This is a genomic window from Roseburia sp. OM02-15 (assembly GCF_003481835.1).
In the GTDB taxonomy this organism is placed as follows: Bacteria; Bacillota; Clostridia; order Lachnospirales; family Lachnospiraceae; genus Eubacterium_I; species Eubacterium_I ramulus_A.
In genome coordinates this window covers 49799-65551 of the sequence record NZ_QULX01000007.1, presented here as the reverse complement: position 1 = coordinate 65551, position 15753 = coordinate 49799, and the positions used below count along the sequence as shown (strand labels likewise).

Annotated in this window: 16 protein-coding genes; all 16 read right to left on the bottom strand. The window is 34.5% G+C overall.

Annotated features, from left to right (window positions below):
• Positions 1–3 precede the first annotated feature (3 nt).
• Positions 4–1203, bottom strand: coding sequence for a CDP-glycerol glycerophosphotransferase family protein (locus tag DXB15_RS08600; RefSeq protein ID WP_118702693.1), 1200 nt, complete (start codon positions 1201–1203; stop codon positions 4–6).
• 25 nt (positions 1204–1228) lie between these two features.
• Positions 1229–2680, bottom strand: coding sequence for a lipopolysaccharide biosynthesis protein (locus DXB15_RS08595; RefSeq protein ID WP_118702692.1), 1452 nt, complete (start codon positions 2678–2680; stop codon positions 1229–1231).
• Between the two features lie 39 nt (positions 2681–2719).
• Positions 2720–3226, bottom strand: coding sequence for an acyltransferase (locus DXB15_RS08590; RefSeq protein ID WP_199670982.1), 507 nt, complete (start codon positions 3224–3226; stop codon positions 2720–2722).
• Between the two features lies 1 nt (position 3227).
• Positions 3228–4043, bottom strand: coding sequence for a LicD family protein (locus DXB15_RS08585; protein WP_158582225.1), 816 nt, complete (start codon positions 4041–4043; stop codon positions 3228–3230).
• 13 nt (positions 4044–4056) lie between these two features.
• Positions 4057–5181 (bottom strand): glycosyltransferase family 4 protein, encoded by a 1125-nt coding sequence (locus DXB15_RS08580; RefSeq protein WP_118702689.1) that lies wholly within the window; start codon positions 5179–5181, stop codon positions 4057–4059.
• A gap of 36 nt (positions 5182–5217) precedes the next feature.
• Positions 5218–6363 (bottom strand): O-antigen ligase family protein, encoded by a 1146-nt coding sequence (locus DXB15_RS08575; protein WP_118702688.1) that lies wholly within the window; start codon positions 6361–6363, stop codon positions 5218–5220.
• Between the two features lie 14 nt (positions 6364–6377).
• Positions 6378–6830 (bottom strand): acyltransferase, encoded by a 453-nt coding sequence (locus DXB15_RS17480; protein ID WP_158582224.1) that lies wholly within the window; start codon positions 6828–6830, stop codon positions 6378–6380.
• A 113-nt stretch (positions 6831–6943) separates the two neighbouring features.
• Positions 6944–8044 carry a glycosyltransferase family 1 protein gene (locus DXB15_RS08565; RefSeq protein WP_118702686.1) on the bottom strand — a complete coding sequence of 367 codons (1101 nt, stop codon included), beginning with the start codon at positions 8042–8044 and terminating at the stop codon, positions 6944–6946.
• Between the two features lie 14 nt (positions 8045–8058).
• Entirely contained in the window at positions 8059–8556 is a 498-nt protein-coding gene (locus DXB15_RS08560) for a glycosyltransferase (protein ID WP_118702685.1), read from the bottom strand.
• Positions 8557–8567: 11 nt separating this feature from the next.
• On the bottom strand, positions 8568–9032 hold the full coding sequence (gene pssD / locus DXB15_RS08555; protein ID WP_109214779.1) for a PssD/Cps14F family polysaccharide biosynthesis glycosyltransferase: 465 nt from the start codon (positions 9030–9032) through the stop codon (positions 8568–8570).
• A 39-nt stretch (positions 9033–9071) separates the two neighbouring features.
• Entirely contained in the window at positions 9072–10511 is a 1440-nt protein-coding gene (locus DXB15_RS08550; protein WP_118702684.1) for a hypothetical protein, read from the bottom strand.
• Positions 10512–10702: 191 nt separating this feature from the next.
• The gene (locus DXB15_RS08545) at positions 10703–11224 is read right to left on the bottom strand and encodes a GNAT family N-acetyltransferase (RefSeq protein ID WP_118702683.1); all 522 of its coding nucleotides are present in this window, start codon (positions 11222–11224) and stop codon (positions 10703–10705) included.
• 28 nt (positions 11225–11252) lie between these two features.
• Positions 11253–12440: an ATP-grasp domain-containing protein gene (locus DXB15_RS08540; RefSeq protein WP_118702682.1), complete on the bottom strand. Its 1188-nt coding sequence runs from the start codon at positions 12438–12440 to the stop codon at positions 11253–11255.
• Positions 12441–12450: 10 nt separating this feature from the next.
• Positions 12451–13287 (bottom strand): LicD family protein, encoded by an 837-nt coding sequence (locus DXB15_RS08535; protein ID WP_118702681.1) that lies wholly within the window; start codon positions 13285–13287, stop codon positions 12451–12453.
• A gap of 12 nt (positions 13288–13299) precedes the next feature.
• Positions 13300–14556: an adenylyltransferase/cytidyltransferase family protein gene (locus DXB15_RS08530; protein ID WP_118702680.1), complete on the bottom strand. Its 1257-nt coding sequence runs from the start codon at positions 14554–14556 to the stop codon at positions 13300–13302.
• Between the two features lie 19 nt (positions 14557–14575).
• Positions 14576–15649, bottom strand: coding sequence for a pyridoxal-phosphate-dependent aminotransferase family protein (locus DXB15_RS08525; protein WP_118702679.1), 1074 nt, complete (start codon positions 15647–15649; stop codon positions 14576–14578).
• Between the last annotated feature and the right edge of the window lie 104 nt (positions 15650–15753).

The window sequence follows — 15753 nt, the reverse complement described above, 5'->3', positions numbered from 1 at the left end:
TTTTTATAATCCCATAAATTCAACAATACGCCTACAACTATCTCCATCTCTATACTTATATATTTTCGCACAAAGTTCTTCTCTCTGCTTTTTATATTTGTCGTGTTCATTCGCAACATCTTTAAAAAACGTCAAAAGCTCATTATAGTTATAAATTTTAGGTCCGGCAATATAATCATCTGGATTATCTACACTTAATCCATTTGTATAACATACTAAATCAGAGAAATCATATCCAACGGGACGATTTAACATCAAGTAATCATATGCAATACTTGAATAATCGCTTACCAGTGCATCTGCATCTTTTAATAATCTATAATTGTCAACTTCCAACTTTTTAACAGTAACTCCTGTTAACACACAAATATTTGACATGGCATGCACTTTTATAGTATCTGGATCTTGCATTGGATGAATTTTAATAATCAGTAATATATCAAGTTTCATTAATTCATCATTTAAACTACTTAACTCATCTTCTGTTTCTATAATAGGAATTCCCATAGGTTGCTCTTTTGTACTATCATTTCTATTGTATCCTCCACCTTTTCTAAATGTAGGCATCCATAAAATGACTTTTTTATACTTTTTAGTCGTTACCTTTCCTATCTCATTTTCAGATGATGTAAAAAGTCTATCGTAGCTAGGATATCCTAAATACAAAAATCTATTGTTAGGAAAAGGCAATCCTCCCTGTTTTGCTTGAATGGGACCATAAAACTCTGATGGGGCTAAAATATAATCTACCTTATCAGAAAGATGCCCTTTTCCTATTACACTTTTTAAACAAACTGCTCCATGTGTAAAATAAAATGATTTTTGGTCTGAACGTATACGTTCAGTAATTACACAATCTGCTGTGAATATTTTTGCAGTACACACATAAACCGCTTTCTTTAAACTTGGTTTGTATAACCAACACCAATCCACATTATATGGCAATGACTCCGGTGCTTTATTTTTCAAAAGCCATACAATTTTATACCTATCATTATAATGATTTTTTATCAGATAATCATAAAATGCACCACCATTGCAATCAAAATCATTATGGCTTTCTATAATAATAATATCTTTTAATGGTCTATGTTTTAAGAAACAATTACATACTTTTTGTAAAATCAAATCCATTTTGTAATGATAAAGCACATAAAACACTCTTTTTAATCCATTTTGTTTTAAATAATTAATAATTTTCACCTATTAATTCCCCCCTAATGATCTTTTAAGAATTTTTAATATTTTTCAGCCATCCTATAATCATTTTTCTTTTCACAAACAATACAATCAAGATAACAGCAACAATTGCATACCGGAGCACAATGTGTCTATATGTAAATGTCATTACAAACATTACACCTAAAACAGCTGCCAAAATAAGTAATAACTGTCTTATATCGTATACTTCTGATGCACGAACACCTTCCTGATGTAACGCTTTTCGATAGAAGAAGTAATGCATCAATGCTAACAGTCCATAGCAGACCAATGTTGTATAACCTGCTGCATAATATCCAAATAATTCGATAAAAACTTTATTTAATCCTAAGTTGGCAACCGCACACACGATAGATGCCAGCGCAATAAATCCTGTCTTTTTAAAATAATATTCAATATTACTGAACAGCGAGTACAGAAAGATCAAAAACATAGATACCGCAACTGGTGGCACAACCCAAATTGCCTCATAATATTTTCTTCCTCCAAAAATCAAAATAATTTCCGGAGCAAATGCCATAGATAAAACGACTAAAACTGCAACAAAAACACAAAGTAATGTTGCATTCTTCTTTATTCCTCCATAAGTCTTATCTTTTAATGCCTGATATGTATATGGGACAAACGAATTATTAATCGCATTTGTTATCAATTGAACCATTGTACCAATAGTATATGCTATGCTGTATACTGCTGCTGCCGAACTTCCGACCATATCTTTAATCATAATACGATCTGACTGACTGAGTACCATTGTTGAAAGAAAATGTGGAATTAATGGCAAATTGAATAATAACGCATATTTCCAATATTTTTTATCAAACAACTTTCTACCATTTCTAACGATTACAAAAAATGCAACCAAAGAAATAACAGCTTTTACAAACACATCGGAAAATACCCTTGCTTCCAATTTATACGTATCTGTGGCAAGTACTGAAAGAATTCCCAGCAGAATACTTCCAACACTCATTCCCAGTGTACTTAACACAACTTTTCTATATTTATACTCAAACCGCTGTTTCGTTGACCAGAATTCATAAGCAGACATTGTAAATATTTCCACAAACAATGCAATAATCAATATCGGTGATAAGCTTAATTTTCCTGACCAAAATGTTAAGTTACATGCAAATACTGCAAATACTAATAAAGTAATCAATGATGTCAATCCTAGCACAGAAGATGTAAAGCAATCTTTATCATCATCAAACTCTATCAGTCCTTTTCCATACTCACCTGTAAATAAATTTAAAGTAGCAAAAATCACCAGTATACTATACCATGATTGAAATACCGCATAATCACCGTACTGATCCGTTGTCAAAATTCTGACAAAAACAGGTGTCGAAATCAGTGCAATTCCTTTATTTAAAACGTTACAAACCGTAAACCAAAATGAAGCTTTTACCGGCTGTGCCATATCCTTATATTTTTGAAGCCATGTTGAAATTCGCATATTATACTTCCATTTCTTTTTTATTTCTTATATATGAATCTAATGAAATTTTTTCTCTCTTTTAAGTTTTTCATAATGCTCTATATCACGTTTTTTAAACTGAACTGCCGGATGTCCTCCTGCAATTGCGTAAGCCGGAATATTCTTGCAGACTACACTGCCAGCCTGGATAATTGCACCCTCTCCAATTTCCACTCCTCCTAAAATAATCACATTATTTCCAAGCCAGACATTTTCTCCAATTGTAACATCTTTATGGATATACTGATTTCCATATGGAATCGCATCATCCGTATCATAATTGTGAAAAGAAGAAATTATCTGACATCCCGGTCCTGAATGGAAATTATCTCCAATTACAATTCTCCCACTCCCCATTATAGACATCCCATTAAAATTCACATTCGTTCCAAGCTCTGTATTTGACGTAACAAAAGATTTTCCGCCACAATACAAATTTTCACCACAGCATTTTGCTGTCTTTTGAATTTTTCGTTTATAATATTTTCCTTCCCATCTACTCAGTGTTTCTCTTATTTTTGACATACTACTCCTCAAACCATTTATCATATTGGCCGTAATCAACTTTTGCATTTGTATGTGTTTCACGCTCATTTTCCGGTGGCAGTGTCATATAATCGCCATAAAGCGAGCTCAAGTATTCATCATAATCCCTGAATCCCTTATAGTTATGACCTTCAAATGGATACTCTGCGCTGTTTACTAACCACTTTTCTTCCATTTTTTCATCCGGATAGTCGCTGGTAAAACAATCATTTGTGTCCGTATTATCATACTTTGTAATATGAACATATACTTTTTTCTTTAATTTTTCAATAGTTACAAATCTTCCCAGAAAATGAAGAAATTTATATCCTATCCGTCCAGAATGCTCCTTTACTCCATATCCGCATTTGATCCAGAGCATTGTTTTTAACAAATGATTTTTTTTCAAAAAAATTTTTCTTTTCAGTTCTCCATCTGGAAGCTTGTCATAAGGAAAAATGTCTACAAAAATTCCATGATGAATGTCTACACCAATGGAAAAATCCTCTATGATCTCTGTTCCGAGCAACTGTAGCTTCGCCATCGAATAAGCAAAATTCCTGTCCGTTTCTGCTGTCTGCAGGAAAAAAATATCTGTATTCAAATCTTTCTTGCAGGCTTTGAGGAAACGTTCATAATCATTTCTTGTCATGGCAAAATCAAAGTCATCATCCCACGGAATAAACCCTTTATGGCGAACAGCTCCAAGCAAAGTACCTGCCGTAATGTTATACGGTATATTATTTTTATCACAAATACGAATCACTTCATTTGCAATGTATAAAATCAATTTCTGTATTTTTTGTGTCTCTGTCATCTTAAACTCCATATTATTTCTTACTTAACAATTCCTTATAACAGGATTCCAAACCTTCTACAGTATGATCAATAGAAAAAAACTGTGCCGTTTTATAACAATACTCTGCCATTTCATCAGCTTTTCCAGCATAGTAATCTTGTATTAAACTTTCAATTGCATCGGCCAATGCATGTCCACTTTTTTCTTTTGTTAATACACCATTCTTATTCTCATCAATAATCTCTGGTATTCCTCCTACTCGATTTGCCACACAAGGAACTCCGTATGACATTGCTTCCACCAATGAAATTCCAAATACTTCTTCCCATATAGAAGGATATACAAAAATATCTGCCTGTTTTAAATAACTACCAATATCACGCTGCATTCCTGCAAAATGCACAATTTCAGCCACGTCAAAACTTGTACACATATTTTGCAAATTTTTTTCTTCATTTCCATATCCAACAACTTCAAGCTGTACCGGATATTTTGTCTGAAGTTCCTTCATTGCTTCAATCAAGAGATGAACACCTTTTACTCTTTCCAATCTTCCAATAAATACAATTTGGAATATATGATCCTTTGACATCACCCTTTGCATCGGTTTTCGATATTCTGTCTGCGAAACTACTCCATTGTATACAACACGACACTTAGTAGCTGGAAGATCAAAAGCTTCTCTATATGACTTTTCACCTGCTTTTGATACAAATATAACCCTATCAGAAATTTTCAAAACATGTTTTTGTAACCATGCCCTAACACTATTTTTCATTTTTGAGTTATAATTATAATAATCCTCTACAGAGAAACAACTATGCCCAACCAATATATACTTTTTATTCGGAAAAATTCGTTTTAATAAAGAATAATAAAGCTGTATTGCAAGCGCACTATGATGTACTACTATGATATCATATCCTTTCGCCACATCGATCAATTTTTTGATTCTTTTTATTGTAATTTTCTTGCTTCCATATGATGCCAGTGAAACTGCATTCCCATTTTTTTTAATTTCCTCATAAATCACACCTTCCTCAAACAAGCAGCAGAAACAATTTTCCTCTGTTCGTATATCAGAAATACATTTACATAAATTCTCGATGCCACCAACACCGCCATCTGATAACAAATTTAAAACTTTATAAGCCATATGTTCGTTCTCCTCATTCACAACCTGTATACAAAATCATGTTCTGCTCTGTATTTTTGAAATGTCCGGCAAATACAGTAATATCATTAATGTAAGCATAAAATACGGGTAAAAAGAAACACTGTCAAACAATGCAACACACATAAATGCGATCATTGTTAAAGTTCCTATGCTTCTTAAAATCTTATTCTCTGTCTTTCTGACACAAAATGCCACTGCAACAAACATAACAAAAAACAGAATCGACAATACAATTCCGCCATCCAGCAGATTTTGTGCAAATTGACTATGTGCATAGTTAAATTTTCCGCCCCAGTATAATTCCAAAGTCACTCCCTGAACGCCATAGCCAATCACTGGAGCTTCTTTTATATGTTGAAGTGCTACTGCCCAAATACTCTGTCTCGAATTCAACATTGAAATCACAAAACCTGGCAAGCGAACATTCACCATAACCAGAATTGCACTAAATATTGTATATAGCACGATATAAATTGGAATTCCTTTACAAAAGATGCCATATACTTTAAAGATTACTAAAACGATAAACACAACAAGCAGGACTACAATTAAAATAGCACTGGCAGCATTACTGGTCAACATTGTTAAAATAGAAAGAAGTTCCAGCAACAATGCCGTTTTCTTTCTACTCCTGAATGCCAATGCTCCACACAAAATTCCCAATACCCCAAACTGCGCTGCCACCTGAATATGTCCCAGAAAAATAATATGATATTCAGCGATCTTATACTGCATAATATATGGGTTGAATATTGTCAGGTTCAACAAAAACAACACAATCAGGATATTGGATATCATTTTTATAAAATGCTTTGGATCGTTGCGCAGACATAAAATGGCATATACACACAAAAAAGGAGTTGCTATCATATTCTGTAACCCCTCATGTAATCCTCCCTGCGCTGTCAATGTAATCAAAATCACAGCTGCAAAATAGGAAAAAATGGCAATCTCCGCCCTTTTTTCCATATGAATTAAATTTCCTCTATATTGTAAACACATCTCAAATATAATCAGGAGTAATGCCAGATAAACCCACGCCGTCATGAATGGCTTATAAAACGGAACGACATCATAAAATCCTCTTGGATTTAAAAATGGGATCAGGATAAAATAACCGATTATATTATGTATATTAATCTCACGTACCTTTGCAGTCATACAATTATCAATCCTTACTTACTAATTTTTCGTGCCGGAACTCCTGCAACAGCGGAATAAGCAGCTACATCTCTGTTTACAACAGAGCCGGCAGCTATGACCGCACCATCCCCGATCGTAACCCCTTTTAATACAGTTACATTTGCACCACACCATACATTATTTCCGATTTTAACAGGTGCACTCACCAATTCTTTTAATATTTTTCCATCTTTTCTGTCATGGTCATGATCCACCACCACAAAATTATTTGCAAACATGCACTGATTGCCTATCACAATATTCTCTGCTGCCGTCAGACTGCAATTATGATTAAAAAAGCAGTTAGCACCTATTGTAATCTCCGCCTTATCCGTACACTTTATATAAAAAGGTCCTGCCGTCATCAAAAAATTACCAATCCTGCATTTTGCATCTGAAAACAGATCTATCTCAATCCTGCCTTTCAGTGAATTGATTTTTGCCATTTGTATACGACTTCCGTATAATATTTTATATTTCATATAGGTAAATACACTCTTGCATCCTATGATTACCTTTTTCATATTGTTCTTCCTTCCTTACTGCAAACATATACTGCTTATTTTCCGCAGTATATGTCATGCAGCAACTCTGCATTATCCCGTATATCAAACCCAGCTCTTTTTGTCTCAGCTATCACATTCAAAGCTTCTTCATTTCTGTCTGTATTTTCAATTTTCTTCAACAAAATATCAGCCCACACATCCGGGTTTTCTTCTAATGAGCAAAATTCCACCAAATCAGAAAAAGCACAGTCTGTTGTAACTTCATTCGACAATACACACGGAAGTGCTGCGATCTGCCACTCAACAGCAACAAGCGGAAGTCCCTCAAACACAGACGGAAGAAGCATACCATCCATTGCCTGAAGGAAACAATTCACCTGATCTGACAGTCCCATAAATTTCACGCAGTCTTTTAATCCCAGCTTTTCAACCTTCTGTTCTGTCTCTCCACGCAATGGTCCATCACCAAACAAAACCAGCTCTGTATCAGGCTGTTTCTTATGAACAGCCTGAAATATATCTATTAAAAATGCATGATTTTTCTGCGGCAAAAAACCGCCGACATGTCCGATCACCGTCTTATTTTCCCAATGATACTTTTCCCTTATCGACCTTCGTATCTCCGAATCAAATTTATATTTTTCAATATTTCGGCCATTTGCAATGATCGTAAACGGACGGTTTCCAAAAAGCCATTCTCCTGCCGCTTCACCACATGCCAGATGTTTGTTACACAACAAATAAAAGAAAGGGCGTAACATCTTATCCGCCCTTACCTGTTCGCAACAGGTATTATGTGAATGCGCGATTCGACGTCTGCATCCTCCAAAAAAAGCAGCCGCCATTTCAATTGTCATAGTAGCACTGTTACCATGTGCATGAACTACATCAATTTTCTTTCTTCGAATCACTCTGATCAGCGCTTTAAAATATGCTGTGGTATCTGTTCTTCTGTTTGGGAGATCAATGATCTCACATCCAAGTCCAGTAATCTTCTCCGCAATTTCCGGATGTACCTCTATCGTTCCAGCCAGATAAATTTCAAGATCATCCCGCTTCATAGCTTCCAGATTTGCCAAAATCACACTGGTAATTCCTTCATATTTTAAACCAACTGTACTGATTATCAATACCTTTTTCTTTTTTGTTTTCATCGTTGCTTTACATCCTATTGAAATAGATTATCTACAATTTTTTCAAATTCCCGGTTAAATTCTTCATTATGACTTTTTGCGCCCTGTGTCATTGTCGAAATAATCGTATCATAGTTGCATACGGCATTCCGCAGATCGGCGATATCATACACCGGAATAATTGTTCCCATACGCTTTGAAACATTCTCAACAAATTCCAACTGATGATTGTTTACGTGTTCTCCATATTCTGCCTGTCTTGGCACTACCACAGGTGTCTTTCCCATCTGCAAAGGCATAATAAAGCTTGCCGGACCACCATGTGTAATAACGATTCTGGCTTCTGCCATCTTTTTCTCCATATCCGCATACGGTACAAACTTACTCCATTCACAATATTTTGGAAAATATGTGCTATACCCCGTCTGAATAAATATATCATCAGTGATCAGCTGATCCCTTTTTAACTCATCAATTGCCTTTACCAGACGGTCAAAAGGCTGTTCGTGAGTTCCTACTGTAACAAATATCATTGTTTTTTCCTTTAAAAAATGCTTCCTAAATTGATTGCTTTCTTATATACCTGTTTCTGTTCTTCCCATTGCACAATAAATTTATCTGCAATCGGATATACCATTTTACCTGACATTGTCGGTTTATCGATTCTGTCAAACACTTCCACATAGATCAACTTTGCACCGAACAGTTTTCCCAGATAAAAGAACGGAACAGATACTGCTGCTCCTGATGAAATGATCAGATCCGGTCGTTCCTTTCTCAGTACCTTCCATGCAATTTTTGTATTTTTGATCAATGCTTTCAAACTTCTGTTTGTCGGGAAATAGCATGGATACATTTTTTCATCTTTCAATAAACTTCGTGCATCTTCTTTATCAAAAGTAACCCAAAAACGTTCCCTGGTACTCCAAAATGGCTTTAACATATATAAATGCGTCAGGTGACCTCCTGAAGATCCAACCAAGCATACTTTTATATTATCTTTTTTCATTGAGTAGACCCCTCTTCCTTTCAGTCATTGTAATCCCCACTAATTCAATGTAACGATACCCATAAGTTCCATATTATGTTCCATACAGATTTCCATTTCACGGGTTATGGTTTCATAACGGGCACCGGAAAGCTTTTCTACAAGAACAATATCTTTCAAACGGCTCATTTCTTCCACCGCCTGTGCCTGTTCCAGACCTCCTGACACTTTGCAAAGTTTAATCCCAGCTGCCTGTAACTGCTGTTCCGCTTCTCCAACCCATGTCTGCATATATTTCTCTTCACATGCATACGCCAAAATCATTTCGTGAATATCATTTTTTGCACATTCGTATTTTACATTTGACACCAGCAACTTTAATGCTGATTCTCTGTCGTTTGACGCACTGTCTTTTAAAAGTTTCTTTCTCACTTTTCTATAAAGAACATTTTTTCCAGATACCGGAATTTCAGCTAACACTCTGCTATTATATAAATATTTCATGTCGTTACTTGAATTAATTGTTCCACGCAACAAATATACAATCATTATATAGAGAACGGCAAGAATAATTCCAATCACTCCGCCAAGCCCAATATACTTTTTGCTTATAGAAACTTTTGTAACAACTGCTGATTTATCTGCATCAGAAGATGATTCCTGACTTTCTTTTTGCAAAACAATCTTCTGCGTTGCACTCAACTGCTCTGTTAACTGTTTTGTCTGATCTTTCAACGTAGTAATCGCTGTCATACAATCTGACTGTTTCTGTGCAACAGAAGAATCCACCATATTGGAATAAGCGCAGTTAACCATTATTACTGTATGAACATACATTTTTCCACTCAGTATATTTGCATAATCTGAGATACAGGAAATAATATTATCCACAAGTTTTTCACAGGATTCCTGATCTGTATACTTTACTTTCACTCCAAAAGTACTGCCTGTATTTGTCGTTACCATATTGCCAGTCGTGTTGCTTTCATTATATACCGAAACATCTTCATAACTGATAATTTCATCCAGATACTGTGTTTCTTCTTTTACTCCGCTGGCTTTTAAATCTTCCAGTAACTGTCCTTCATTTACATACATATAATATGCATATTTAAGATCCGCCAGCTGCTCTTTATTCTCTGTTCCAATTAGAAATTGAATGGACGCTGTGCTGACATTATATGGATCCAGCTGCATCAATACAGATTTTTCTGCATACTCCTGTTTCTTTTCCAGAGATGTCTGTGTATATTCTGCTAATCTTACCTGTTCCAATTCTTCCTCAGTGAGACTTTTTTCCGCCTCTTCTATCGACACCGCCGCAGGAGTAATATCTGAGGATTTTTTATCCTTTATATATTTGTATGCACCTAAAGCAGCAGCAAAAACGATCGCAGCTAAAATTATTAATTTAATTCGTTTAAAAAGTTCCAAAAGCAATTCCGTCACGCTTACAATCCTGCTGTCCTGAACTTTCTTATACTCTTTTTTTGAATTCATAAATTTCCTCCATTATAATACCAACAGTCCATTTCGTACATTCTGCAAGTATTTAATATGTTTCACTTTATCACTTTTTCGTTATTTTTACAAGGAATAAAATTAGCATGAAAAACGTGCTGCAAAAAGCAGCACGTTAACCCCAACACATGACAGCCTATAAAAAGCAGTCATTTACCAACTTAATTCCATCATCTTGTTTCATTTTTCAAAACATAAGTTCTAAGCTTTACTTCCGTTTTCATATTTTCATACTTTTTATTTTCATAGTGTTTTGTTCGTACAAAACCATTTTTCAAAGCAATTTTTTGAGATGGAATATTGTCATCTCTAATTCGAACAACTAATTCATCACTGAATTTTTTTGCTATTTCAATGCCCAATCTCAGCGCACAGGTTCCATATCCCAGGCCCTGATATTCATCTACTATTGTGTAACCAATTTCAACATTACTATCATGTTTAATCAACTGTACAAAACCGATGCTTACAGATTCCGCTTCACTATTACCGAGCTGTATTAGATAATTACGTCGACATTCTTCTTTATCAAATGGCGATGTAGCCATTCTTGTTTCATATATTTTTCGAAATTCTTCTTTATCCGGCTTATCAAGATATCCATTCCAATATACATCACCTTTGCTAGAACGAATTTTATAATATACTTCAAAATCATTTTCTAAAGCGCCACGTAAGCTAATACTTTTCATTTTATCGAATCTCCCATAAAATAATCTTTTACTTATCCACGACAAATTTTATAGCATCTATAATGTTCTGACAACGTTCTAATGCCTCCTGCCTACTGCTTCCTTTTGCAACCACATATCCAAATCGACCAGTATCATCCCTCGCATCACTATAATTTGTTCCTTGGGTAACACTTATATGGATATCCAACACATTTTCCTTATCCATATTTTGATCAACAATTACTTTTTTCAGAGTTCCCGTGCAAGATGGTATAAACTTCACCGCAGAATATATTCCACTTTCTCTATATTCTCCCAAACTTCTTTTTTCTCCTAATGAAATGCGAATTGCTTCTTCTGACATACTTACACCTAAAATAGATGCATTAATCAAATATGTTGTAATACAATCCCCACCCATTCTTGCTCCAAGTTCTACAAGTTTAGGTCCCTCATCTGTAACTTTTATTTCAACATGTGCCGGTGAATTTACTAGTCCTACTGCCATACATGCCGCCTCAGCAGTTTTAGTTATCTGACTTTTAATATCATCAGCCAGATCCGACGGTTGAGAATGTCCTATCTCGTAAAAATATGGTTCTCCAGATGTTATTTTATCTGTTATTTGTAAAACATGTGGTACACCATCACATACAATAACCTCTACACTTACTTCAGGCCCTTCCATATATTCTTCAACAAGGACATTACCATTTTTCCCTTCTTTCGAGGAATCACAAATTTTATCAACCAATTCTTTTTCATTCTCTATAAAATTAATTCCACGACCACCGGCACTATCTACTGGTTTTGCTATAACAGGATATGGAATCTCCAGTTCAAAATCTTTTATTGCTGTTTTGTCCACAAATTGAAATTTTGGATGAGGAACTGCATTTTTTTCAAATGCTTTCAACATCTCCAGTTTATCTGTAGACTTAATAGCTGATTCTACGCTATTTCCCGGCAATCCCAACGTTTCGCAAACCTTCGCACATGTCACAACTGATGTATCGCATGCACCACAAATAATGCCATCTGGTTTAAAATCCTTTGCAATCTCTAAAATCTGTTCATAATCAATAATACTTGCCTCATATACTTTATCAGCATATGGTTTTGCAGGAGCATCTGAATCTATATCTACAACACCAACGTACAACCCCATTTTTTTTGCATCTTCAATAATAGGTATTTGAAATACTGGAGCTCCTAAAAATAATATTTTCTTCATTTTCACTCTCCTATCCCTGTTTTTTCATCTCATCAGGGAATTTTATACAAGAAGCCGGATTATGACTTTCTCTCTGGTTTTCTGGTGGAAGTTTCATATAATCTCCATATGCCATCTTCAATACTTCATCATAACCAGACATAGACATAAATTTTGTCCCCTCAAATTCTAAATCAACACTATTAACTAAACATCTCCGTGGTATTCCATATTTGCATCGCGGAGAATTTGCAATATACATTAAATCAACATTTTCAGTATTTTTCTTACATATGATTTTTTGAGCTATTGAGAATACAAACCCTTTTGGAATTTTAGATAAGATTTTATATACAAGTCTTATCATTGCATTCTTTTCATTCACCTTTCCAGCTTCTGAATATAATGTCTTTTTTATTAAGAAAAACATGAAATAATACAATTTTCTCATTATCTTATTATCTGGAACACTATATAATGAAAAAACATCTATGCACATTCCTGAATGGTATTTCATATGTTCTTGTCCTGTCCTAATAAAAGACGAATTATTTCTACGTAATTTTGCATATCCCCATCTATAGTACTCATCAGATCTATAATCCTGCAGGAAAAATTTCTCCTTATTTAAATCTTTTTTGCATGCCTGATAAAATTTTTCATATTCTTCTGGTAAAAATGCTATATCCGCATCATCATCCCATGGTATAAAACCTTTATGTCTGACCGCCCCTAGCAATGTGCCCGCATAAAGTGTATATTGAATATCATTTTTTCTGCAAATTCTATCAACTTCCTGAAGCATTTCCAATTCTACCAACTGCAATTTTCTCAATTGCTCTCCTGATAGATTCACTGCATCTGACATATGTGTGTCTCCTTAAATTTCAACAAAATCTTTTCTTTCATAAAAATCTTCAATCACTTGAACTATCGCTACCGATATATCTTCTGAGATATTACTAAGATTTTTATTATTTTCAATAGATTTAGAAAATGTAACAATTTGATTTCTTATTCCCTCTCCATCTAATTGATAGAAATACTTTTTATTATTTTCGAAATCTTCGTATCTAATCTCAAAATAATCAGTTTTCCACCAAGGAGATGGAACATAAATATATCCTTTTGTTCCTGTTACAATTAATTCGCCTTCTGACTTTGCCATTTTTGCAACTTTCGCAGACGCAGTAGCTCCTTCATAAATAAAATCGATTTTTGTATAAGCATCAAAATTGTTCTCTTTGTCCGCGAACTTACTAATTATTCTTTTTTCCTTATATTCAGTACCTAATATTTGAAAAACCGGAAGCATAGCTGTTGGTCCCCATGCTGAAATACTATTCCATTTATCACCCAAATCACCCTCATCCTGAATATCTTTTAAGCTTGTACAAGTAGCATCCACAGAAAGGACCTCTCCAATTTTTCCACTCTTTATCAATAATAGCAAACGATTATATGCAGTAGAATATGCCGTCTTTATACCATCCATAAGGATACAATTATTTTTTTTTGCAATATCGAACAATTCATGACATTTTACTGCATTATCAATAATCGGAGATTCACAAATAACACTTTTTCCTCTTTGTAAAAGTTCTTTCAGATTTTCATACCTCAAACCTGGTTTAGAAGTAATATAATATGCATCAGCATCTTCAGAAACAATTTCAACTCCATTAATATATTCGCTTTCATTAACGAATTTCTTACATACACCATTACATCCATCAACTTGAATGCGATTTTTGCGTCGTTCAGCTCTAATTTCTGAACTGGAAACCCCCTCTGTCCGATCAAGATAAACTACCTTACAATATTCTTTTAGATAATCAAATGTCCCAATCCAATCTGATCCTACAGTAAAAATATCTATATCATATCTACGGATATCATCTATTTTCTGCCCTTCATACTCCTCAATAATAATTTCATCTGCAATCCCGGTAGCCCGTACTCCCTCGACCCTTTCCATTAATGATTGCTGTACATTTATTTTTCCTCTTGTCTTATCAAAATCATCTGCAGTAACACCTACTATAAGATAATCTCCAAGTGCTTTTGCACGTTCCAAGAGTCTGATATGTCCATAATGTAATAAATCATATGTACCATATGTAATAACTTTAACCATACTTCCCTCCAAATTTGTTCTATATAATTCCTCTCTTTTGCATATCTTTTAATGCATCCACTAATATTTCATTATCCTTATGTGTAAGTGCGCCAATATGTCCTACTCTAAAAACTTTATCTTTCATTTCACCACCATTTGGGCATACCCAAATATGATATTCATCCTTAAGTGTCAGGAAAATATCATATGCCTTTGCTGTTGTAGAATGTAAAGACGTCACTCCATTTGCCGGACTTTCAGATACCATTTCAAACGGCATTCCCTCTATTCTGCTTCTAAAATCTGCAGCTTGAGCAGCTACTCGAGCCACTTCTGCATCAGCGCCACCTTGATTATCAATTTCTTTTAACCGCTCATTAATTTGAAGTAAAATTCCAACTGCCGGTGTAAAAGGTGTTTGTCCACGATCTTGATTTTTTAACGCACTATTTAAATCAAAATACATTGTTCGTGCTGCTGATTTTTCAACCCGCTCTAACCCCTTCGGTGCCAAAACAATAATTGATATTCCTGGCGGGCATGCAAGTACTTTCTGAGATCCTGTAATCATAACATCTGCACCACATTTTTCCATATCAAAGTGATCTGCTAAAAACGAAGATACACAATCACACACAAAAAACATATTATTTTTCTTACAGAACTCCCCTAACATATCTGTATCATACAAGACACCTGTAGACGTCTCATCAACATTAACCAACATACCTGTGAAATCCTGATTATCATATTCATACAAATGTTCCTTGGTTAATTTTTGTCCATGTTTCAATTCAAGTGCTACATACGGTATATTGTGAATCTCACATAACTCAACAAATCTATGTCCAAAACTTCCACCATTGATTACCAACACTTTATCTGATTCAGAAAAACAATTCATCACAACCGCTTCCATTGATCCAGTGCTTGAGCAAGTCATAAATACAGCTCTTGATTTTTCTGGAGCTTTTGCATATCTAAGCATATATTTTTCATTTTCTAACATTATTTTTGAAAATTCTTCTGTTCTAAAATACGGCACCTGCTGTGCACCAATACTTCTTACATTTTCACTAGACTGAACCGGACCAACTGTAAAATTAATCATTTTTTTATTGTATTGTGTTTATAGAAGCTAAAACACATACTTTTCCTTTCTTCAAACTTACATCTTTTGATGGCTTCTTCCTGTCATCTAAGTTTTATTTAGAG

Coding starts and splice junctions, on each gene's coding strand:
- DXB15_RS08565 (WP_118702686.1), bottom strand. CDS start 8,044: ATGAAAACAAAAAAGAAAAAGGTATTGATAATCAGTACAGTTGGTTTA.
- DXB15_RS08535 (WP_118702681.1), bottom strand. CDS start 13,287: ATGTCAGATGCAGTGAATCTATCAGGAGAGCAATTGAGAAAATTGCAG.
- DXB15_RS08560 (WP_118702685.1), bottom strand. CDS start 8,556: ATGATATTTGTTACAGTAGGAACTCACGAACAGCCTTTTGACCGTCTG.
- DXB15_RS08550 (WP_118702684.1), bottom strand. CDS start 10,511: ATGAATTCAAAAAAAGAGTATAAGAAAGTTCAGGACAGCAGGATTGTA.
- DXB15_RS08545 (WP_118702683.1), bottom strand. CDS start 11,224: ATGAAAAGTATTAGCTTACGTGGCGCTTTAGAAAATGATTTTGAAGTA.
- DXB15_RS08590 (WP_199670982.1), bottom strand. CDS start 3,226: ATGTCAAAAATAAGAGAAACACTGAGTAGATGGGAAGGAAAATATTAT.
- DXB15_RS08530 (WP_118702680.1), bottom strand. CDS start 14,556: ATGGTTAAAGTTATTACATATGGTACATATGATTTATTACATTATGGA.
- DXB15_RS08585 (WP_158582225.1), bottom strand. CDS start 4,043: ATGACAGAGACACAAAAAATACAGAAATTGATTTTATACATTGCAAAT.
- pssD (WP_109214779.1), bottom strand. CDS start 9,032: ATGAAAAAAGATAATATAAAAGTATGCTTGGTTGGATCTTCAGGAGGT.
- DXB15_RS17480 (WP_158582224.1), bottom strand. CDS start 6,830: ATGGCAAAAATCAATTCACTGAAAGGCAGGATTGAGATAGATCTGTTT.
- DXB15_RS08575 (WP_118702688.1), bottom strand. CDS start 6,363: ATGACTGCAAAGGTACGTGAGATTAATATACATAATATAATCGGTTAT.
- DXB15_RS08540 (WP_118702682.1), bottom strand. CDS start 12,440: ATGAAGAAAATATTATTTTTAGGAGCTCCAGTATTTCAAATACCTATT.
- DXB15_RS08525 (WP_118702679.1), bottom strand. CDS start 15,649: ATGATTAATTTTACAGTTGGTCCGGTTCAGTCTAGTGAAAATGTAAGA.
- DXB15_RS08580 (WP_118702689.1), bottom strand. CDS start 5,181: ATGGCTTATAAAGTTTTAAATTTGTTATCAGATGGCGGTGTTGGTGGC.
- DXB15_RS08595 (WP_118702692.1), bottom strand. CDS start 2,680: ATGCGAATTTCAACATGGCTTCAAAAATATAAGGATATGGCACAGCCG.